General features: G+C 61.0%; 21 protein-coding genes. 6 read left to right on the top strand and 15 right to left on the bottom strand.

Features of this window, described 5'->3' with window-relative positions:
• Window positions 1–2: 2 nt before the first annotated feature.
• Window positions 3–608, bottom strand: a complete 606-nt coding sequence (locus C6Y56_RS16040; protein ID WP_169430710.1) for a LuxR C-terminal-related transcriptional regulator — start codon at window positions 606–608, stop codon at window positions 3–5.
• Window positions 609–723: 115 nt separating this feature from the next.
• Between C6Y56_RS16040 and C6Y56_RS16035 the strand changes: the two genes are divergently transcribed.
• The gene (locus C6Y56_RS16035) at window positions 724–2,361 is read left to right on the top strand and encodes an ATP-binding response regulator (RefSeq protein WP_169430709.1); all 1,638 of its coding nucleotides are present in this window, start codon (window positions 724–726) and stop codon (window positions 2,359–2,361) included.
• Here C6Y56_RS16035 and yecR read toward each other — a convergent pair.
• Both yecR and C6Y56_RS16025 read right to left on the bottom strand, forming a co-directional pair.
• The gene (gene yecR / locus C6Y56_RS16030; RefSeq protein WP_007950440.1) at window positions 2,333–2,641 is read right to left on the bottom strand and encodes a YecR family lipoprotein; all 309 of its coding nucleotides are present in this window, start codon (window positions 2,639–2,641) and stop codon (window positions 2,333–2,335) included. The genes C6Y56_RS16035 and yecR overlap by 29 nt on opposite strands.
• 60 nt (window positions 2,642–2,701) lie before the next feature.
• On the bottom strand, window positions 2,702–3,016 hold the full coding sequence (locus C6Y56_RS16025; RefSeq protein ID WP_039766904.1) for a hypothetical protein: 315 nt from the start codon (window positions 3,014–3,016) through the stop codon (window positions 2,702–2,704).
• A gap of 326 nt (window positions 3,017–3,342) precedes the next feature.
• Here C6Y56_RS16025 and C6Y56_RS16020 point away from each other — a divergent pair, with 326 nt between their 5' ends.
• Window positions 3,343–3,555, top strand: a complete 213-nt coding sequence (locus C6Y56_RS16020; protein WP_169430708.1) for a hypothetical protein — start codon at window positions 3,343–3,345, stop codon at window positions 3,553–3,555.
• Window positions 3,556–4,472: 917 nt separating this feature from the next.
• Here C6Y56_RS16020 and C6Y56_RS16015 read toward each other — a convergent pair.
• From C6Y56_RS16015 to C6Y56_RS16005, 3 genes are all read right to left on the bottom strand, one after another.
• Window positions 4,473–5,651: a cystathionine gamma-synthase gene (locus C6Y56_RS16015; protein ID WP_169430707.1), complete on the bottom strand. Its 1,179-nt coding sequence runs from the start codon at window positions 5,649–5,651 to the stop codon at window positions 4,473–4,475.
• Window positions 5,648–7,024, bottom strand: coding sequence for a pyridoxal-phosphate dependent enzyme (locus C6Y56_RS16010; protein ID WP_169430706.1), 1,377 nt, complete (start codon window positions 7,022–7,024; stop codon window positions 5,648–5,650). The genes C6Y56_RS16015 and C6Y56_RS16010 overlap by 4 nt, the downstream gene beginning before the upstream one ends.
• Window positions 7,025–7,283: 259 nt before the next feature.
• The gene (locus tag C6Y56_RS16005; RefSeq protein WP_169430705.1) at window positions 7,284–8,219 is read right to left on the bottom strand and encodes a Ppx/GppA family phosphatase; all 936 of its coding nucleotides are present in this window, start codon (window positions 8,217–8,219) and stop codon (window positions 7,284–7,286) included.
• A 297-nt stretch (window positions 8,220–8,516) separates the two neighbouring features.
• On the opposite strand from C6Y56_RS16005, the gene C6Y56_RS16000 reads away from it, so the two are divergent.
• A complete protein-coding gene (locus tag C6Y56_RS16000; protein WP_169430704.1) occupies window positions 8,517–8,777 on the top strand; it encodes a ParD-like family protein in 261 nt (86 codons plus the stop codon).
• On the top strand, window positions 8,774–9,565 hold the full coding sequence (gene map / locus C6Y56_RS15995) for a type I methionyl aminopeptidase (RefSeq protein ID WP_169430703.1): 792 nt from the start codon (window positions 8,774–8,776) through the stop codon (window positions 9,563–9,565). The genes C6Y56_RS16000 and map overlap by 4 nt, the downstream gene beginning before the upstream one ends.
• 212 nt (window positions 9,566–9,777) lie before the next feature.
• Here the strand turns inward: map and C6Y56_RS15990 are convergent, their stop codons facing one another.
• From C6Y56_RS15990 to ribBA, 5 genes are all read right to left on the bottom strand, one after another.
• Window positions 9,778–10,932, bottom strand: a complete 1,155-nt coding sequence (locus tag C6Y56_RS15990; protein ID WP_169430702.1) for an ABC transporter ATP-binding protein — start codon at window positions 10,930–10,932, stop codon at window positions 9,778–9,780.
• 17 nt (window positions 10,933–10,949) lie between these two features.
• Entirely contained in the window at window positions 10,950–11,759 is an 810-nt protein-coding gene (locus C6Y56_RS15985) for an ABC transporter permease (protein ID WP_169430701.1), read from the bottom strand.
• A gap of 6 nt (window positions 11,760–11,765) precedes the next feature.
• Window positions 11,766–12,713: an ABC transporter permease gene (locus tag C6Y56_RS15980; protein ID WP_169432663.1), complete on the bottom strand. Its 948-nt coding sequence runs from the start codon at window positions 12,711–12,713 to the stop codon at window positions 11,766–11,768.
• The gene (locus tag C6Y56_RS15975) at window positions 12,710–13,735 is read right to left on the bottom strand and encodes an ABC transporter substrate-binding protein (protein ID WP_169430700.1); all 1,026 of its coding nucleotides are present in this window, start codon (window positions 13,733–13,735) and stop codon (window positions 12,710–12,712) included. Before C6Y56_RS15975 ends, C6Y56_RS15980 begins: the two co-directional genes overlap by 4 nt.
• A gap of 389 nt (window positions 13,736–14,124) precedes the next feature.
• Window positions 14,125–15,234, bottom strand: coding sequence for a bifunctional 3,4-dihydroxy-2-butanone-4-phosphate synthase/GTP cyclohydrolase II (gene ribBA / locus C6Y56_RS15970; protein WP_064380429.1), 1,110 nt, complete (start codon window positions 15,232–15,234; stop codon window positions 14,125–14,127).
• Between the two features lie 64 nt (window positions 15,235–15,298).
• Here ribBA and C6Y56_RS15965 point away from each other — a divergent pair, with 64 nt between their 5' ends.
• Both C6Y56_RS15965 and C6Y56_RS15960 read left to right on the top strand, forming a co-directional pair.
• The gene (locus tag C6Y56_RS15965; RefSeq protein WP_169430699.1) at window positions 15,299–15,592 is read left to right on the top strand and encodes a DUF1330 domain-containing protein; all 294 of its coding nucleotides are present in this window, start codon (window positions 15,299–15,301) and stop codon (window positions 15,590–15,592) included.
• Window positions 15,593–15,729: 137 nt separating this feature from the next.
• Window positions 15,730–16,212: a hypothetical protein gene (locus C6Y56_RS15960; RefSeq protein WP_249314299.1), complete on the top strand. Its 483-nt coding sequence runs from the start codon at window positions 15,730–15,732 to the stop codon at window positions 16,210–16,212.
• A 57-nt stretch (window positions 16,213–16,269) separates the two neighbouring features.
• On the opposite strand, the gene C6Y56_RS15955 is transcribed toward C6Y56_RS15960, so the two are convergent.
• From C6Y56_RS15955 to C6Y56_RS15940, 4 genes are all read right to left on the bottom strand, one after another.
• Window positions 16,270–16,833 (bottom strand): NUDIX hydrolase, encoded by a 564-nt coding sequence (locus C6Y56_RS15955; RefSeq protein WP_169430698.1) that lies wholly within the window; start codon window positions 16,831–16,833, stop codon window positions 16,270–16,272.
• A gap of 1 nt (window position 16,834) precedes the next feature.
• Complete coding sequence (locus C6Y56_RS15950) at window positions 16,835–17,587, bottom strand: GntR family transcriptional regulator (RefSeq protein WP_169430697.1); 753 nt, start codon at window positions 17,585–17,587, stop codon at window positions 16,835–16,837.
• 58 nt (window positions 17,588–17,645) lie between these two features.
• A complete protein-coding gene (locus C6Y56_RS15945) occupies window positions 17,646–18,035 on the bottom strand; it encodes a carboxymuconolactone decarboxylase family protein (RefSeq protein ID WP_007968634.1) in 390 nt (129 codons plus the stop codon).
• A 136-nt stretch (window positions 18,036–18,171) separates the two neighbouring features.
• A complete protein-coding gene (locus tag C6Y56_RS15940) occupies window positions 18,172–18,657 on the bottom strand; it encodes a flavin reductase family protein (protein ID WP_169430696.1) in 486 nt (161 codons plus the stop codon).
• Between the last annotated feature and the right edge of the window lie 5 nt (window positions 18,658–18,662).

Here is an 18,662-nt window from a genome sequence, read left to right as displayed (position 1 = left end):
CGCTAACCCGCACCGGAATACTTGACTGCCGCCGCAGCCCGCGACGGCACGTTGAGCGCCCGCAACAACGACGACACATGAATCCGCACCGTGAACGGCGAAATATCCAGTTCACGGGCGATTTCCTTGTTGGTCTTGCCCTTGGCGATCAGCCGCAAAACCTCTTGCTGACGCGGGGTGAGGGCGGTGCCTGTGTCCAGCGGCAGCAGGCCGGACGGGGCAAACTTCACCAGAACCTCACCTTCACGAATCGCCCGGATCGCCTGACCGATCTCATCGGGGGCGATGTTCTTGCCGATGAAGCCATCGATGCCGGCGGCCATGACTTCACCGATCAACGCTTCGTCGTCGACCATCGACACCACGATCAGCGTGGTTCGCGGCAAGCGGCGGCGTAGTTCCGCGAGCTGGGTGACACAGGTCAGGCCGGGGAAGCGCAGGTCGAGGATCAAGGTGTCGGGCTCATCGCCGGCCGGCAGCAGGGCGAGCACGCTGTCGAGGTCGCCGGCTTCTTCGATCAGCGCTTGCGGCAACAGGCGCCGGACGGTGCGCATCATCGCTTCGCGAAACAGTGGATGATCGTCGGCTATGATGATTCGGCATGTCATTGCACAACCCTCCCTGGGTCAGCATTTCTCACGGCATGCACCTTAGCACCGGGCGAAGGCATTGCCTGTTGGTTCGTGTTGTTTATGACGACTGCCGCACAAGGACGTTCCCCCCATGAAGTTCGAGAAAAACACCGAGCTCGATCAGGCCAATCTACGCATCATCATCGCCAGCATCGCGCTCATTTACATGGGCGTGCTCGGCTTCTTGCCAGGGCAGCGCTTCGAGACTTACCTGCCGGTGGTCACCTACATTGCCCTGTTTTTGCTGGCCTCCGTCGGGCTGCGTCAGGCCATCGTACGTTGGCCGGGGCATTATCCTGCGCGGCGGATATTCGGCATGATCCACGATTACACCGGCACCTGCTTCGGTCTGGTGGTCGGCGGTGAGGCGGCGTTGCCCATCTATGCAGTCATGGTCTGGGTCAACCTCGGTAACGGCATGCGATATGGCTCTCGCTATCTGGCGATTGCCACGGTACTGGCGTTGCTCGCGCTACTGGCGGTCTATCGGTTGACGCCGTACTGGCAGGCGCAACCGTTCATGGTGTTGATGCTGATGATCACCAGCACGGTCATTCCGGTGTATGCGCACCTGCTGCTGGAGCGTACGCGCAAGGCCTCCGAAGAGGCAGTCGCGGCCAATTTGGAGAAGTCGCGCTTCCTGGCCCAGGCCAGCCATGACCTGCGCCAGCCGATTCATTCCATTGGTCTGTTCACGGCGTGCCTGCGCGAATCCCGGTTGGGTGAAGACGAGCGGCAATTGGTGGACAGCATCGACCGTTCGCTGCTCAACGTGTCGCAGCTTTTCCGCTCGATCCTCGATCTGTACACCCTCGATAACGGCCGGGTTCAACCCCGGATGCAAACGCTGGAACTGGGGCAGTGGCTGACGGAGCTGATTCGCCAGAACGTCGAAGCGGCGCGTTGGGCGGGTGTGGAATTACGTCTGCACCGTTGCGAGCATTGGGTGTACACGGATCCGGCCCTGCTGGCGACCATGGTGCAGAACGTGCTGTCCAACTGCTTCAAATATGGCGCGCAGCGACCGGTGCTGGTGGGCGTGCGCAGAAAAGGGACGGGGTTGGCCATCGTGGTTTATGACCGTGGCACAGGCATCGCCGAGGAGCATCTGCCCAAGGTTTTCGAGGAGTTTTATCGGGTTCGTCAATTGCGCGACAAGGACGTTGAAGGCGTGGGGCTGGGCCTTTCGATCGTCAAGCGGCTGGGGCAGATGATCGGCGTCGATGTGCGGATTCGCTCTCGACTGGGGCACGGCACGGCCGTGACGCTGCAGGGGCTGTCACAGGTGGCACCGCAGCTGCCCGTCAATCGCGACGAAGTTCGTCAGGTTGGACTGCTGACGGGGTTGAAGGTGTGTCTGGTGGAGGATGATCGCAACGTCCTGCTGGCGACGTCGGCGTTACTGGAGCGCTGGGGCTGCGTCGTGCAGGCCGAGCTGACGGGGCAGGGGCTGGTCACCGACTGCGACATCATCGTTGCCGACTATGACCTCGGTACCCACAGTACCGGCATCGAGTGCATTGATGAGGTTCGCCGTCAGCGGGGGTATGCGGTGCCGGCCATGATCATCACCGGGCATGACATCGAAAAAATCCAGGCGGCCCTGCATGACCGCCAGATTGCCATTCTGTCCAAACCGGTGCGCCCGGCCGAGCTGCGCGCGACCTTGCGTGCGCTGCGCGACCGGCAGACCGAAGCGGTCAGCGCTTACACAGATAGTCCTGCGTGATGGTGGTTTGCAGGCAGTTGTACTGGCCCATGGTGCGACAGATGTTTTTCTCCGAACCCGACACCTCGGCGCTCTTGTAGCCCCAGACCTTGCAGCGACCTTCGGCCGTCGCCAACCCTTGGGCGGCGGAGGTCTGCCCGCTTTCGAACTGGCCAAGTTCGTAGGAGACCTGGACGACGCCGTCGGTCTTGCTGCCGCCGGTGGCTTCCCATTGTTTCGGTGTGGCGCAGCCGGTGAGCACGACGGCGGCGAGGCTGAGGGTGGCGATGAGTGTTTTCATGATTGAACGCAATCCTTTACCGGATGAGAAGAGGCGTTGGAACGGTTTTGCTGCGCCGGATTACTGGTACGGAATCGGCGACGCGCCTTTGGGCAGGCAGGACAGCGGCGGCGTCATGATGCCCATGCTGGCCACCGCGATGATCGCGCCGCTGGGTAATTCGCAGTTGTACTCGCCGGCGGCGGTGTAGGCGGTGTAGTAGGTCAGTGTGCTGTCGTTGCGGATGTTGCCGATCTTGGTGACCGGTTGGCCAATGACGGTCTGGGCACGTTCGCGCATGCTGTCTTCGGTGGGTTTGGCGGTCTGGCAACCGCTGGCGCCGAGGAGCAGGGCACCGAGAACCGTAATCTTGGCGAGGCTGAGCTGCAGTTTCATGGTGTTTCTTCCTTGGTGTTGTTGTTTTTCCAGGCGCAACGATCCCGCGCACTGCTCAGCGGCAATGTCAGGGAGCGTCGGGGTTGCGAGGGAATATAACGCCAGGGATCGGGGTGGTCGATTAGCACAAATGTGCTAGAGCGGCGCAACCAGCGGCGGGCTGGTTGCGCCGATAGCGGTCATTGAGGGGTGTTGAACTGGTCTGAATAACTGCCGGTCATGAGAGCGGAAGCGACCTGGTCAGAGCCTACGCCAACGCGAGTGGACGCGAATCGACTGGCTCCCACTTTATCGCCGCCATCGGAGGCGAGGGCGCCCGCGCGGACGTGGTCGGAGCCGTCAGAAGCTACAGCGCCGGTACCGACGTGGTCGGAGCCATCAGAAGCCACCGCGCCGGCACCAACATGGTCCGAACCGTCAGAGGCCACAGCGCCGGCACCGACATGATCGGAACCGTCAGAAGCTACAGCGCCAGCGCCAACATGGTCGGAGCCGTCGGAGGCCACAGCCCCAGCGCCAACGTGATCCGAACCATCTGAAGCTACTGCACCCGCGCCCACATGATCCGAACCATCCGAAGCCACAGCCCCAGCGCCAACATGGTCGGAGCCGTCAGACGCTACAGCGCCGGCGCCAACGTGATCGGAACCATCAGAGGCGACTGCGCCAGCGCCCACATGATCAGAGCCGTCAGAAGCCACCGCGCCAGCGCCAACATGGTCTGAACCATCAGAAGCTACTGCCCCTGCGCCGACATGATTCGAACCATCCGAAGCAACCGCCCCGGCTTTGACGTGATCCGCCCCGTCAGACGCCAGCGCCTGAGCCTGCGCAGCCCAGACACTGGGCATCACCACGACCGATGCAGCGACCGCCAGGACGACGCCTGACCAAAGCTTGTGTTTCATGATTTTCTCCACGACCCATCAGCCACAAAGCATCCGAGCATTGCCCGTCATTGGTTCATCGACGGAAGGCTCGTTGGCCTGGGGTTAACCAGATTGGCGATTGGCACGGGCGCACCTCAAGGCGCACGGGTGTCGACGGTTTACAGGAAATCTGAACAGCGAACTGAAAAGTATAGTTCGCCCTTGGCGGGTGGCAGTTGGAAGGGCCCTGAAGGCGATAGTCGGTTAGCTTCCTTGCAGGCGTGCGCTAGAAAACAATCAATCTAAAAACCGCGTAGCGCACCGCAGCGGGTTTGCTAGGCTCAAGGTTGTAGGCGAAGACGCAGACTGATGCGCAAGCGGATAGCGAGGAAGCGTTGGGCGCGTTCCGAAGGGTACACGGTTAGAAAGAACCCCGCGCTGGGTTCCAGCCCTTATGCCGTGTGAAGCAGCAGAGCACATTGCCTGTACTGTGGGAGTCCTGAGAAACCTCGTAAGCCAGAGACCAGCACTGGCCGCCTACTCGAATACCAAAGCCCGCTTCGTGCGGGCTTTGACGTTTCTGCGGATTAGATGCTGGCCAAGGCTTGCGCCAGATCCGCACGCAGGTCTTCGATGTCCTCGACGCCCACCGACAAGCGCACCAGGCTGTCACCGATGCCGAGCCTGGCACGGGTTTCGGCCGGAATGGTCGCGTGAGTCATGATCGCCGGGTGCTCGATCAGGCTTTCCACACCGCCAAGGCTTTCGGCCAAAGCGAAGATCTGCACGTTCTCCAGGAAGCGCCGGGCGCCCGCCAGATCACTGTTCAGATCCAGGGAAATCATCCCGCCGAAACCACGCATCTGCCGTTTGGCCAGTTCATGCTGCGGGTGCGATTCCAGGCCCGGGTAGTAGACGCGTTTGACCTGCGGCTGTTGTTCCAGCCAGCGCGCCAGTTCCAGTGCGTTGCTGCAATGACGCTCCATACGCAGCGCCAGGGTCTTCACGCCGCGCAGGGTGAGGAAGGCGTCGAACGGGCCGGAGATGGCGCCGACAGCGTTCTGCAGGAAGCCCAGGCGCTCGGCCAGCGCAGGATTGTCGCCGACTACCGCAATCCCGCCGATCACGTCGGAGTGACCGTTCAGGTATTTGGTGGTCGAGTGCAGCACGATGTCGAAACCCAGTTCCAGCGGACGCTGGATCCACGGGCTGGCGAAGGTGTTGTCGGCCACGCAGATGATCCCGCGCGCCTTGCAGATGCGCGCGATGGCGGCGAGGTCGGACAGGCTCAGCAACGGGTTGGTCGGCGTTTCCACCATGACCATGCGCGTGTCGTCCTGCAACGATGCTTCGAACGCCGACAGGTCGGCCAGATCGACGTAGCTGAACCGATGCCCGGCACTGCGCTGGCGCACCTTGTCGAACAGGCGGAAGGTGCCGCCATAAAGGTCATTGCCGGAGACGATGTGCGAGCCGGCGTCGATCAGTTCGAGCACGGTGGAAATCGTCGCCAGCCCGGACGCAAAGGCGAATGCCTGGGTGCCGCCCTCAAGGTCCGCCACGCAACGCTCCAGGGCAAAACGCGTCGGGTTGTGCGAGCGGCCGTAGTCGAAACCCTTGTGCACGCCGGGGCTGTCTTGCAGGTACGTGGAGTTGGCGTAGATCGGCGGCATCAGCGCGCCGGTGGTCGGGTCCGGCGTCTGCCCAGCGTGGATCACGCGGGTGGCGAAACCCTGCGGGCGGGCGTTCTTGTCGTGCTGACTCATGCAAGGGATCTCCGTAGTTGGTTGAGCATGTCGACGCGGGTGATCAGGCCGTGGAAGCCTGAAGCGTCGGCAATGATCGCCACCAGGCCACTGCTCAGCACGGCTTCCAGTTCAGCCAGCGTGGCGCCGGGGGCGAGGGTTTGCAGCTTGTCGGTCATCGCGCTGGCGACGGGCTTGCTGAAGAGCGAGGCGTCTTCGTGTACGCGCACCAGAATGTCCGATTCGTCGATCACGCCGACCAGTTGTTTGCCATCCACCAGCACCGGCAACTGCGAGACATCGGCCAGGCGCATGCGCTGGAACGCGGTCATCAGCGTATCGTCGGGGCCTACACTGACGACTTTGCCGTCTTCGAAGCGGCGGGCAATCAAGTCGCGCAGGTCGCCGTAGCGTTTGCGCTGCAACAGGCCCTGATCGGTCATCCATTGGTCGTTGTAGACCTTCGACAGGTAACGGGTGCCGGTGTCGCAGACGAAGCTGACCACCCGCTTCGGCACGGTCTGCTCACGGCAGTAACGCAGCGCGGCGGCGAGCAGGGTGCCGGTGGACGAACCTCCGAGGATGCCTTCGGCTTTCAGCAACTGACGGGCGTGATCGAAGCTTTCTTCGTCGCTGATCGAGTAGGCGCTGCGCACGCTCGACAGGTCGGTAATCGACGGAATGAAGTCTTCGCCGATGCCTTCCACCGCCCACGATCCGGCGGTGCCCAAGTGCTTGCTGCGGCTGTATTCAGCCATCACCGAACCGACCGGGTCAGCCAGGACCATTTCAAGATCCGGCTGCACGCGCTTGAAGAAGCGCGTCAGGCCGGTCAGCGTGCCGGCCGAGCCGACGCCGACCACGATGGCGTCCAGGTCATGCTCGGTCTGCGCCCAGATTTCCGGCGCGGTGCTGCATTCGTGGGCCAGCGGGTTGGCAGGGTTGTTGAACTGGTCGGCGAAGAACGCGCCGGGTATGTCTTTCGCAAGACGGGCGGCGACGTCCTGGTAATACTCGGGGTGACCCTTGCCGACATCGGAGCGAGTGATGTGCACTTCGGCGCCCATGGCCTTGAGGTGCAGGACTTTTTCGGTGGACATCTTGTCCGGCACCACCAGCACCACCCGGTAGCCCTTGGCGCGTCCGACCAGCGCCAGGCCCAGGCCGGTGTTGCCAGCGGTGGCCTCAACGATCGTGCCGCCGGGTTGCAGGCGACCGTCGCGTTCGGCGGCATCGATCATCGCCAGACCGATGCGATCCTTGATCGAGCCGCCGGGGTTCTGTGATTCGAGTTTGAGAAACAGGGTGCAGGGACCGGTATCGAAGCGGGTGACTTGTACCAGCGGCGTATTGCCGATCAGCCCAAGTACGGCAGGGCGTGAATCCTTTGACATTTCTTCACCTCTTTGTGGTGTTGATCGCGTTCCATTCGCGGGGGAAAAGCTCGCGTGCAACATAGGCGCAGACATCAACTGTCGCAACCATTAGTCAGCGTGCAATTCAGCCATTTCGATCTAACCATAGAACGAAATCAGAGAGAGGAAGGGAGCGATTTACCGAGGTTTACACAGAGGCGTCATTGAGTATTCAAAGGGCGTCTTCAGCGTCATCAACGGCTTGATCTGACGATGAATATCCGGCAGCGAAAACCGATCAGTGGTTGCTCATCAGGCCGTGCAGAACACCCAGTCTCAAACCGGGTTCCGATGGTTCCATTTGCGCGATACCGAATACCTTGAAGGCTGCGAGCATGACGACCAGCCCACCGGGCAGAATGCTCTGGCGGTGGGACTGCAGGCCGGCGAGTTTCAGTTGCCGCACGTTGCCGACCTCCAGCAGACGAAGCGACAGCCGCAGCAAGCCGCCGTAGGTAATGCCGCCCTGACCGTAGTCGTTCAGGTGATTGGCCTTGAGCACCTTGGCGAGCATCCGCGCGGTGCCCGAAGAGCCTATGGTCTGCTGCCAGCCCTGTGCGCGATAACGCCGGGCGACCTTTTCGAATTGCAGGATCGCCGCCCGTTCGGCCTCTTGCAGGGCGCCGGGGGGAATCTCGCCGTTGCGAAAGTAGCGCGTGCTCAAGGTGCCACTGCCGATGGCGATGCTTTCGGTCAGCAACGGTTGCGAACCCTGACCGAGGATCAGTTCGGTGGAGCCGCCGCCAATGTCGACCACCAGACGCATGTCATCGGCGACCGGCAGGGTGTGGGCCACACCAGCGTAGACCAGACGCGCTTCTTCGTGACCGGAAATCACATCGATGCGAAACCCCAGATGCCGCTCCGCGCTCGCCAGAAACAGCTGCGCATTGTCCGCCTCGCGCACCGCGCTGGTGGCCACCGCACGCACGCGACCAGGCTCGAAACCGCGCAGCTTCTTGCCGAATCGCGCCAGGGCCTGCCAGCCGCGATCCAGCGCCATTTCATCCAGTGCCCGGCCATCGAAGCCTTCGGCCAGACGCACCGGCTCACGCAAGGTTTTGACTTCCTGAATCATGAAGCCCTTTCTGCTGCGCACCGATTGACCGATCATCATGCGAAACGCATTCGAGCCCAGGTCGATGGCAGCAAACAGCGAGGTGTCTTCTTTCATGGGAATCCTTGCAGATCTTCCGTCGGGAGGCTCGGGACGGTTTGCGAGGATTCTGCCGTGGGTTCGATGACAACCTGATGACGCGGGGAGGGCGGTTCAATGAGTTTGACGCTGTCATGACACTGTCATTATCAGGCACCTATTCTTGGCCCCAATACATCGCGTGCTTTTCATGATTTTGGCTGCCAACTTTGGCAGCTTTTTTTTGCCTGCGATTTGACTTCTCAGCGAAATTTGCAATTCGGGGAGATGCCTGGCTAATATACGATCCATATATATTTCATATCGGATTTTGCCATGGGCATCGTAAAGATTTCAGAGGATATGCACGAGAATCTGCGCATTTCCAGCAACGCACTGAGCCGCTCGATCAACGCGCAGGCCGAGCACTGGATGCGCATCGGCATGCTCGCCGAGCTGTATCCCGACCTTGATCACCATGCCATTTGCCGGTTGCTGATTCGTGCCGAACAGGCCGGAGGCCTGGATCTGCAGCAAGTCTGCGCACTGGCGGACGCCGCGCAGAACGCCTCGGTCAAAGAGGCGGCCAAGGCATGAGAAATCCGATCAAGATCAACTCCCGGGCCGAAATTGCCCAATCCCGCGTGGCCGGCCAACTGGCTGCCGAGGTACTGGCGATGCTGGTGCCGCACGTCAAGGCTGGCGTGACGACCGATCAACTTGATCGCCTGTGCAACGACTACATCGTCAATGTGCAGAAGGCGATCCCGGCGAACGTCGGTTATCACGGCTTCCCGAAAACCGTCTGCGCGTCGGTCAACGACGCGGTTTGCCACGGCATTCCATCCGGTACGCCGTTGAAGGATGGCGACATCCTCAACCTCGATATCGCGGTGATCAAGGACGGTTGGTTCGGCGACACCAGTCGCATGTACGTGGTCGGCCAGGCTTCACCCCAAGCGCAGCATCTGATCAAGACCACCTACGAAGCGATGTGCGCCGGCATCCGTGTCGTGCGCCCGGGTGCTACGTTGGGCGACATCGGCCATGCAATTCAAAGCCTGGCGGAGAAGGAAGGTTTCAGCGTGGTGCGCGAGTACTGCGGGCACGGGATCGGCAAGGTCTACCACGACGAACCGCAGGTGCTGCACTACGGTTATCCGAATCAGGGCATGAAGCTGAAGGCGGGGATGATTTTCACCATCGAACCCATGCTCAACGCCGGCAAACGCCATGTGAAGAACATGCCGGATGGCTGGACCGTGCTGACCAAGGATGGCTCGCTGTCGGCGCAGTGGGAGCACATGATTGCGGTGACTGAGGACGGGTTTGAGGTGTTGACGGCCTGGCCTGACGAAATTGAGGGTTTTGCAGCTATCAAGTGAGACCGCGTCGTCTGCTGGCCCTCACCCTAGCCCTCTCCCGGAGGGAGAGGGGACTGATTGGGGGATATTGAAGAAATACACCGACTTGAGTGAACTGCGTTGAATCCATAATCGACTCGGTTTTTCAGGTCGATGTACAGCGCAAGACAACTCGGTCGGCTCCCTCTCCCTCCGGGAGAGGGCTGGGGTGAGGGCGGGCAGGCGACTCGGTGTTAATGAGCCCCCGCCGCTTTGTTCAAATCACTCTCAGCCCACTCGGTATAGACGCAAGCATCCGCCGTCGCCCAACGCACTTGCACGGGATCCCCGGCCTTCAACGGCATCCCCGCCGCCGACAATGCTTTCACGGTCATGGACGTGCCACCCGACGTGACCACACTGCAAGTCTGGCTCTCCCCCAGAAACAGCACCTCGACCACCTTCGCCGAAACCTCGTTCCAGCCCGCTGCCAACGGCTCGTCATTCGCCTGCTGCACACTCAATGCCAACGCCTTTTCCGGGCGCACCATCAGCAGCACGTCCTGACCGGTCTGCAATCCTGCCGTCAGGCGGATCGACAATGACTGCCCCTCAAAACTCGCCGCCGCGTTGCCCTGTGCCTTGAGCTTGAGGAAGTTCGAGTTGCCAAGGAACGACGCCACAAACGCATTCGGCGGATTCTGGTACAGGTCATAACCGCTGCCGAGCCCGACAATCTTGCCGTGGCTGAAAATCGCGATGCGCTGGGACAGGCGCATGGCTTCTTCCTGATCGTGGGTCACGTAGACGATGGTGATGCCGAGGCGACGGTGCAGCTGGCGCAATTCATCCTGCAAGTCTTCACGCAGTTTCTTGTCCAGTGCGCCGAGCGGTTCGTCCATCAGCAGAATGCGTGGCTCGTAAACCAGAGCGCGAGCGATGGCGACCCGTTGTTGCTGGCCGCCGGACAATTGCGAAGGGCGGCGATGGGCGAATTGCTCCAGTTGCACCAGTTTCAGCATCGCATCGACGCGCTTGTCACGTTCGGCGGCCGCGAGTTTGCGAATCGCCAGCGGGAAGGCGATGTTGTCGCGCACCGATAGATGCGGGAACAGCGAGTAACGCTGGAACACCATGCCGATGTCGCGCTTGTGCGGCGGTACGTTGACCAGCGACTGGCCGTTGACCAGGATCTCGCCACTGCTCGGGGTTTCGAACCCGGCGAGCATCGACAGCGTGGTGCTTTTGCCCGAGCCGCTGGAGCCGAGGAAGGTCAGGAATTCACCGTCCTTGATGTCCAGCGAGATGTTGTCCACGGCCGCGAAGTCGCCGTAGTGCTTGTTCAGGTTGCGCAGGCTGACCAGGGGTTTGTCGTTCTGCTGGGATGCGTCTTTGATCACGGCACTCATGTCGTACTCCTGGGCGCTCAGGCGCTGATTTCGTTGCGCCGGCGCAGGGCGGCGGCGATCACCATGACCAATACCGACAGGCCGATCAGCAGCGTCGAGGCGACGGCGATCACGGGCGTCAGGTCCTGGCGCAGGGTGGTCCACATTTTCACGGGAAGGGTTTGCAGGGTCGGGCTGGCCATCATCACGCTGAGCACCACTTCGTCCCATGAAACCAGGAAGGCGAAGAGGGCGCCGGCCACCATGCCCGGACGGATCGCCGGGAAGGTCACCTTGAACACCGCTTGCAGGCGTGACGCACCGCAGATCACCGCCGCGTCTTCAATCGACTGATCGAACAGCTTCAGCGAGTTGATGATCGAGATGATGGTGAACGGCAGCGCGACGATCACATGGCTGACGACGAAGGCGAACATCGTCCCGGTGTAGCCGAGCTTGAGGAACAGCGCGTACACCGCCACCGCGATGATCACCAGCGGCACGATCATCGGCAGGGTGAACAGGCCGTAGAGCATTTCCCGGCCGGGGAAGCGTCCGCGCACCAGCGCAAAGGCCGTCGGCAAACCGAGGGCCACGGCGCAGATCGTGGTCAGCACCGCGACCTTGAGGCTGGCCGCCGCTGCGTTCATCCAGTCGGCGTTGGAGAAAAACTGGCCGTACCATTTCAGCGTCCAGCCCGGCGGCGGGAATACCAGCCACTGGGACGAACCGAACGACAGCAGGACGATGAACACGATCGGCAACAGCAGGAACAGGCCGATCAGCCCGGTGGTGAAATACAGGCCGAAACGCATCCGGCGGCTCATGGCATTGGGCGTCAGGAGCATGTCGGGTTACCTCGCATTACTGGCGCCAACCGGGGATTCCGGCTGGAGCTTCAGGTAGAAGTAGAACAGCACCAGGGTGATGGCGATCAGCAACGCGGCGCCGGCGCTGGCCAGGCCCCAGTTGAGGAACGACTGCACCTGCTGAATGATGAACTCCGGCAGCATCATGTTCTGCGCCCCGCCCAGCAGCGCCGGGGTGACGTAGTAACCGAGCGACATCACGAACACCATCAACCCGCCGGACGCCAGACCCGGCCGGCACAGCGGCAGGAACACCCGGAAGAAGTTGGTCCAGGGACTCGCGCCGCAGATCGAACCGGCCTGCAGGATCATCGGGTCGATGGCCTGCATGGTCGCCTGCAACGGCAGCACGATGAACGGGATCATGATGTAGCTCATGCCGATCACCACGCCGGTCAGGTTGTGCACCATTTCCAGCGGCTGATCGATGATGCCCATGGCCATCAAGGCTTTATTGATCACGCCCGAAGCCTGCAACAGCACCAGCCAGGAATAGGTGCGGGCGAGGAGGCTGGTCCACATCGACAGCAGCACGATGTTGAGGATCCAGCGGCCCCAGCCCCGCGGCACCAGGGTGATTGCCCAGGCCAGCGGAAAGCCCAGCAGCAGGCTGAAAACCGTCACCAGTCCGGCCACCGAAAAGGTGTTGAACAGCACCCGTGCATACGCCGAGTTGGCGAACAGTTGTTCATAGTTGCCAAGGCCCGGCACCGGTTCCAGCACGCCGCGCAGCAACAAGCCAATCAGCGGCGCGAGAAAGAACAGGCCAAGGAACAACAGCGCCGGCGCGAGATTGCCGGCGCCGCGCCAGCGTTGCTTGAGGGACGGGGCTGGCGCCATGGCACTCGCCTTTTTTCCGGCGGCCGACCCGGCAGCGCTGGCGGCGCTCCCGGTGGCAGTGGAGGGATGGGACGCGGTGGCCGCCATTTTCATTTGACCAGCCATTCGTTCCACCGTGTCGCGATGGCCTGGCCGTTTTTGGCCCAGTACGCGAAATCAAGAGTGATCTGATCCTTAGCGTAGGCAGTCGGCAGGTTCGGGGCCAGCGTCGAGTCCAGACGCGCCACGCTGTCGACGTTGACCGGGGCGTAGGCGGTCAGGTTGGAGAAGTCGGCCTGACCCTTGGCACTGCTGGCGCTGGCCAGGAACTTCATCGCCGCGTCCTTGTTTTTCGAACCCTTTGGCACCACCAGAATGTCGGCCATCACCAGGTTCTGTTTCCAGCTCACGCCGACCGGTGCGCCGTCCTCTTGCAGGGCGTGGACCCGGCCGTTCCAGAATTGGCCCATGCTCGCCTCACCGGAGGCCAGCAGTTGCTGCGACTGCGCACCGCCGCCCCACCAGACGATGTCTTTCTTGATGGTGTCGAGTTTCTTGAAGGCGCGATCCAGGTCCAGCGGGTAGAGCTTGTCGGCTGGCACGCCGTCGGCGAGCAGGGCCAGTTCAAGCACGCCGGGGCTCGGCCATTTGTACAGGGCGCGTTTGCCGGGGAAGGTCTTGGTGTCGAACAGCGCGCTCCAGTCCTGCGGCTTGTTGGCGCCGAGCTTGCCCTCGTTGTAGCCAAGGACGAAGGAGAAGAAGAACGAGCCGACGCCGTAGTCGCTGACAAAACGCGGGTCGATCTTGTCGCGCTGGATCTGTTTGAAGTCGAGGGGTTCGAGCAGGCCTTCGGCTGCGGCGCGCAGGGCGAAGTCGGCTTCGACGTCGACCACGTCCCACTGCACGTTGCCGCTCTCGACCATGGCCTTGAGTTTGCCGTAGTCGGTCGGACCGTCCTGCACGACGGTGATGCCGCTGGCCTTGCTGAACGGATCGGCCCAGGCCTGTTTCTGCGCATCCTGGGTGCTACCGCCCCAGCTGACAAAGTTCACACTCTCGGCGGCCATCGCGGCCTGACCGGTCACGCTCAGCAGTCCCGCAAGAAAGATCGCGGTTGCAGCTTTGTTCAACACCATTTTTACGCCCTCATTGTTGTGTTTTTGAGCGGGCTTGCGTTGTTGCCCGCCTGTCGGGAGCAGTAGCTGGACGGTTTTTCAGGTCGTCCGGTCTATGGAATATCATATTATGGTATTCCAAACTTTGTGCAAGCACTTTGCCGTACCGGCTATCTGGCGAATGTGGGTTTTGTGGGTGTCTGGTTTGATATTTTCAGTGGATTCTAGATCCAGCCCCTCACCCCAGCCCTCTCCCGGAGGGAGAGGGAGCCGACCGAGTTGTTTTACCGCTATACATCGACCTGAAACTCAGAGTCGAACTCGAGTTTTGAAAAGCATAGAGATCTGCTCTCCCTCTGGGAGAGGGCTGGGGTGAGGGCAGCATTAGTCGCTTGAAATGCAACATCCAATCACTCGGTGAACGGAATGCTCTCGACCACTTCCAGATCGTAGCCGGTCAAACCGGCATACTTCAGTGGCGGGCCCAGGTGGCGCAGCTTGCCGACGCCCAGGTTTTGCAGAATCTGCGCCCCGGTGCCGACCTCCGAATAGATCCGAGATTGCGAGCGACTGAACTGACGCGGCGGCTGAGTCAGCTGCGGAATGCGCTCCAGCAGCGCCTGGGAAGATTCATGATTGGCCAGCACCACCACCACGCCATGCCCTTCGGCCGCGACCCGTTGCAGCGCCGCCCACAATGTCCAGTTCGTCGGCCCGCTGTACTCGGCGCCGACCAGATCCCGCAGCGGATCGATCACATGCACCCGCACCAGCGTCGGTTCCTCACGGCGCAGTTCGCCCATGACCATCGCCATGTGCACGCCGCCCTCGATACGGTCTTCGAAAGTGATCAGACGGAACGTGCCATGCACCGTCGGCAGTTCCCGCTCGCCGATGCGTTCGATGGTGTGTTCGGTGCTCAGGCGATAGTGAATCAGGTCGGCGATGGTGCCGATCTTGATCCCGTGCTTGCGCGCGAAGACTTCCAGATCCGGACGGCGGGCCATGGTGCCGTCGTCGTTCATCACTTCGACGATCACCGAGGCCGGCGTAAAGCCCGCCAGCCGAGCCAGGTCGCAACCAGCCTCGGTGTGACCGGCGCGGGTCAGCACGCCACCTTCCTTGGCGCGCAGCGGGAAGATGTGACCGGGCTGCACCAGATCTTCTGCGCGAGCATTTGGCGCCACCGCAGCGGCCACCGTACAAGCGCGGTCGGCAGCGGAAATGCCGGTGGTCACGCCGACTGCCGCTTCGATGGAAACCGTGAATGCGGTGCTGAACACGCTGCCATTGCTCGGCACCATCTGCTCAAGCCCCAGGCGCTGGCAATGATCGTCAGTCAACGTCAGACAAATCAGCCCCCGAGCCTCACGGGCCATGAAACTGATCGCCTCGGGCGTGCAACGGTCGGCGGCCAGCAACAGGTCGCCTTCGTTTTCCCGGTCTTCGTCATCGACCAGCAACACCATTTTGCCGAGGCGATAATCTTCGATGATTTCTTCGATGCTGTTGAAGGCCATGCTGGACTCTCGATAGGGATGAATTCGTGGTATACCATAATACAAAATCAACCAAGAGGTCACTATGAAGGCGTACTGGATTGCACACGTGGACATCATCGATCCCGATCACTACAGCCAATACACCCAACGCGCACCGAAAGCGTTCGCCGAGTTCGGCGCGAAGTTTTTAGCCAGAGGAGGGCGCAGCGAAGCGATGGAAGGACGGGCGACGCCACAGCGCAGCGTGGTGATTGAATTCGACAGCTACGAGCAGGCGGTGGCGTGCTACCGCTCGGTGGCGTATCAGGAAGCGAAGAGCTATCGCGAGGAGTGGGCGAGGGCGGAGATCGTTATTGTGGAAGGGATGGCACCGTAACGGCTTGCCCACAAGCCCTCAGGAACCACAGAATCGAACGTGGCCGCGATCTTTTGATGTTTTTCTGGATCAGGAGATCGCCACCCGGACGGAATTTAATGCCTGCGGTTTTACACGATGTGCTTTAAGGGAAATTGATGCGCATGACAAAAGGAATGTTTGCAGGTAGGCGAGTAAGCCTCTGGCTAGTGGCTGCTCTATCTATAAATGCAGTCTTTTTGGCTTTTCTGATTTTCGGGAACAGTGCGAAGGGACGCGATCTGGAGATGGTTAAAACCAAAGAACCCCTGCTGATCGAAGGGCAAGGTGGCGATGACAATTACTATGTCCTGCCGATGGGAACGACGCTATATCACGATAAAAGCTTTCCTGAAGGGCACGATCGATATGTTGTGTATCTGAATCACAAAGGTGCCATTGCCCACGAAGAAGTCCCAATGAAGCCTGAATATGGCGGTTCTTTTATTGATCCTCTTTGGCTGGCCAATATTGATGCCGATACCTTGAAGGACATTTTCAAGCGTTTCCCGCTCTCCAAGAAAGACATCTCCGCTGCTCTCAAAGCCAATGAAATCACCAAAGATGATCTGGCGGATATCATTCGTGCGATGCCGGACTGAGCACCTATCTACCGAGGAATCGGGCCGGGCTCTGTATCTCTTGCAAGTGATGGCTGATCAACGCATGAAATGAATCTTGCCGCTGTCGTCATTGCCCATGTACATGCCATACACCCCGGCCTGGCGTTCCTCGATGTAGCGTTCGAGGATCTGCCGGATCGCCGGGTAGTAGATCTGCTCCCACGGAATGTCTTCGGGGGCGAAGAATTTGCAGGCGAGGGTTTCCGGGCCGTACTGGCCGGTGATCTCCAGCGCGAGGGCGCGGAAGATGATGTAGACCTCGCTGATCTTCGGCACGCTGAAGATCGAATAAGGCGAGATGATTTCCGCGCGTACGCCGCTTTCTTCCCAGACTTCGCGCAGGGCCGCCTGTTCGGTGGTTTCGCCGCTTTCCATAAAACCGGCGGGCAGGGTCCAGGTGCCGGGGCGCGGGGGAATCGCCCGTTGGCACAAGAGGTATTTGCCGTCCTGCTCGATGATGCAGCCGGCGATGATTTTAGGGTTTACGTAGTGGATGTAGCCGCAGCCGCGGCACATCAGGCGCTCGTGCGTATCGCCCGGCGGCACTTGCTGACCGAGGTCGGCGCCACCGCATTTCGGGCAAAAGCTCGGGCTGAACATGTCAGTGACCTATGCGCGGTTCTTTCAGCGCGATGGGCAGGGTGATTGGCGGTGTGTCGCCGGTCTCTTCCTGTTTGCGCTTGAGGTAATCGAGAGCGACGGCAGCCGCAGCGCGCACGTGATCGACACATGCCTGATGCGCCGCCAGCGGATCGCCGCTCTTGATCGCCTCGACCATTTTTTCCATTTCCTGGTTGCTCGCGCCGCGACGGTTTTCCTGGGACACCGATGTCGCCCGCAGGTAGCTGATACGCGCCTGCAACTGACGCAGTTGAGTGGCCGCGACATGGTTGCCCGAGCCTTCCAGCAGCACGTCGTAGAAGCCCTGCACCGAGTCGATCACCTGTTGCAGCTCGCCGTCCTTGAGCGCCTTGCGGTTCTCGTCGAGGGCTTTTTCCAGAGCCTTGATGTCCTTGGCCTTGGCGCGCAGGGTGAACAGCTGGACGATCAGGCCTTCGAGTACGCAGCGCAGTTCATAGATGTCGACCGCATCGGCGAGGGTGATGATGGCGACACGCGGGCCCTTGGCATCGGCGAATTCCACCAGGCCTTCGGATTCCAGGTGACGCAAGGCTTCACGCACCGACGTACGGCTCACGCCCAGGCGATCGCACAGATCGCGCTCCACCAGGCGATCGCCCGGCAGCAGCTGGAAGTTCATGATGGCGCTTCGCAGTTTATCCAGCACGATTTCGCGCAGGGTGACGGGGTTGCGATTGACCTTGAAGCTGTCGTCGAGTGGCAGGCGTTTCATGGGGTCCGCTCTTTAAGTTGGCTGTCCATGCCAGACGGGCATTCAAACAGCCGAGGGGTTAACTGGAGGCCTCGGCGTCGGCTTCGGCGAAGGCTTCACGGGCGAGCCGGAAACTGTCCACGGCTGCCGGGACGCCGCAATAAATACCGACCTGAAGCAGAATTTCGCGTATTTGCTCACGACTCAGGCCGTTACGCAAGGCGCCGCGCACATGCAGCTTGAGTTCGTGCGGGCGGTTCAGCGCCGAGATCATCGCCAGGTTGATCATGCTGCGCTCCTTGAGCGACAGGCCTTCGCGACCCCAGACGTGGCCCCAGCAGTATTCGGTGACCATTTCCTGCAGCGGGCGGGTGAAGTCGTCGGCGTTCTCGATCGAGCGCTGCACATAGGCTTCGCCCAGCACCTGGGTGCGGATCTTTAAACCCTTTTCATACTTCTCGTTACTCATAAATCCTCCAGTCACCACAATTCCCTTGTGGGAGCGGGCTTGCTCGCGAATGCGGTAGCTCACTCAGCATAGATGTCGACTGACACGACGCCTTCGCGAGCAAGCCCGCTCCCACAGTGGAATCTGTGTGAATCTCTCAGGCCAAGGTCGGCAACGCGCCGAGCTTGCCCTTGTGATAAATCATCGGCGTCACCGGTTGCGCCGGCAGGATCAGGTTCTTCACCGCACCGACGATGATCGCGTGATCGCCGCCGTCGTATTCGCGCCACAGCTCGCACTCGATGATCGCCGTGGCCTTGGCGAGGATCGGGTTACCGAGCTCGCTCAAATGCCAGTCGATGCCGTTGGCCTTGTCCTTGCCCTTACCGGCGAAAGCGTAGGCCTCGGCGGTCTGGTCGGCGGACAGCAGGTGAATTGCGAAACGCTTGCTGTCGCGCAGCACCGGGTAGGTGTCGGAGGCGTAGTTGGGGCAGAACAGCACCAGCGCCGGATCTATCGACAGCGCACTGAAGGCGCTGGCGGTGATCCCGACAATGCCGCCATCCGGGTCGAGGGTGGTGACCACCGTGACCCCGGACGGAAACGAGCTCATGACGTCTTTGTAAATGCCGGGTTCGATCATGTCAC

This window comes from Pseudomonas fluorescens, from assembly GCF_012974785.1.
Taxonomy (GTDB): domain Bacteria; phylum Pseudomonadota; class Gammaproteobacteria; order Pseudomonadales; family Pseudomonadaceae; genus Aquipseudomonas; species Aquipseudomonas fluorescens_BT.
This window is presented reverse-complemented; position numbering and strand designations above follow the sequence as displayed.

Bases quoted from the DNA above. Each gene is read 5' to 3' on its own strand.
- C6Y56_RS16040 (WP_169430710.1), bottom strand. From the start codon at position 608: ATGACATGCCGAATCATCATAGCCGACGATCATCCACTGTTTCGCGAA.
- C6Y56_RS16035 (WP_169430709.1), top strand. From the start codon at position 724: ATGAAGTTCGAGAAAAACACCGAGCTCGATCAGGCCAATCTACGCATC.
- yecR (WP_007950440.1), bottom strand. From the start codon at position 2,641: ATGAAAACACTCATCGCCACCCTCAGCCTCGCCGCCGTCGTGCTCACC.
- C6Y56_RS16025 (WP_039766904.1), bottom strand. From the start codon at position 3,016: ATGAAACTGCAGCTCAGCCTCGCCAAGATTACGGTTCTCGGTGCCCTG.
- C6Y56_RS16015 (WP_169430707.1), bottom strand. From the start codon at position 5,651: ATGAGTCAGCACGACAAGAACGCCCGCCCGCAGGGTTTCGCCACCCGC.
- C6Y56_RS16010 (WP_169430706.1), bottom strand. From the start codon at position 7,024: ATGTCAAAGGATTCACGCCCTGCCGTACTTGGGCTGATCGGCAATACG.
- C6Y56_RS16005 (WP_169430705.1), bottom strand. From the start codon at position 8,219: ATGAAAGAAGACACCTCGCTGTTTGCTGCCATCGACCTGGGCTCGAAT.
- C6Y56_RS16000 (WP_169430704.1), top strand. From the start codon at position 8,517: ATGGGCATCGTAAAGATTTCAGAGGATATGCACGAGAATCTGCGCATT.
- map (WP_169430703.1), top strand. From the start codon at position 8,774: ATGAGAAATCCGATCAAGATCAACTCCCGGGCCGAAATTGCCCAATCC.
- C6Y56_RS15990 (WP_169430702.1), bottom strand. From the start codon at position 10,932: ATGAGTGCCGTGATCAAAGACGCATCCCAGCAGAACGACAAACCCCTG.
- C6Y56_RS15985 (WP_169430701.1), bottom strand. From the start codon at position 11,759: ATGCTCCTGACGCCCAATGCCATGAGCCGCCGGATGCGTTTCGGCCTG.
- C6Y56_RS15980 (WP_169432663.1), bottom strand. From the start codon at position 12,713: ATGAAAATGGCGGCCACCGCGTCCCATCCCTCCACTGCCACCGGGAGC.
- C6Y56_RS15975 (WP_169430700.1), bottom strand. From the start codon at position 13,735: ATGGTGTTGAACAAAGCTGCAACCGCGATCTTTCTTGCGGGACTGCTG.
- ribBA (WP_064380429.1), bottom strand. From the start codon at position 15,234: ATGGCCTTCAACAGCATCGAAGAAATCATCGAAGATTATCGCCTCGGC.
- C6Y56_RS15965 (WP_169430699.1), top strand. From the start codon at position 15,299: ATGAAGGCGTACTGGATTGCACACGTGGACATCATCGATCCCGATCAC.
- C6Y56_RS15960 (WP_249314299.1), top strand. From the start codon at position 15,730: ATGCGCATGACAAAAGGAATGTTTGCAGGTAGGCGAGTAAGCCTCTGG.
- C6Y56_RS15955 (WP_169430698.1), bottom strand. From the start codon at position 16,833: ATGTTCAGCCCGAGCTTTTGCCCGAAATGCGGTGGCGCCGACCTCGGT.
- C6Y56_RS15950 (WP_169430697.1), bottom strand. From the start codon at position 17,587: ATGAAACGCCTGCCACTCGACGACAGCTTCAAGGTCAATCGCAACCCC.
- C6Y56_RS15945 (WP_007968634.1), bottom strand. From the start codon at position 18,035: ATGAGTAACGAGAAGTATGAAAAGGGTTTAAAGATCCGCACCCAGGTG.
- C6Y56_RS15940 (WP_169430696.1), bottom strand. From the start codon at position 18,657: ATGATCGAACCCGGCATTTACAAAGACGTCATGAGCTCGTTTCCGTCC.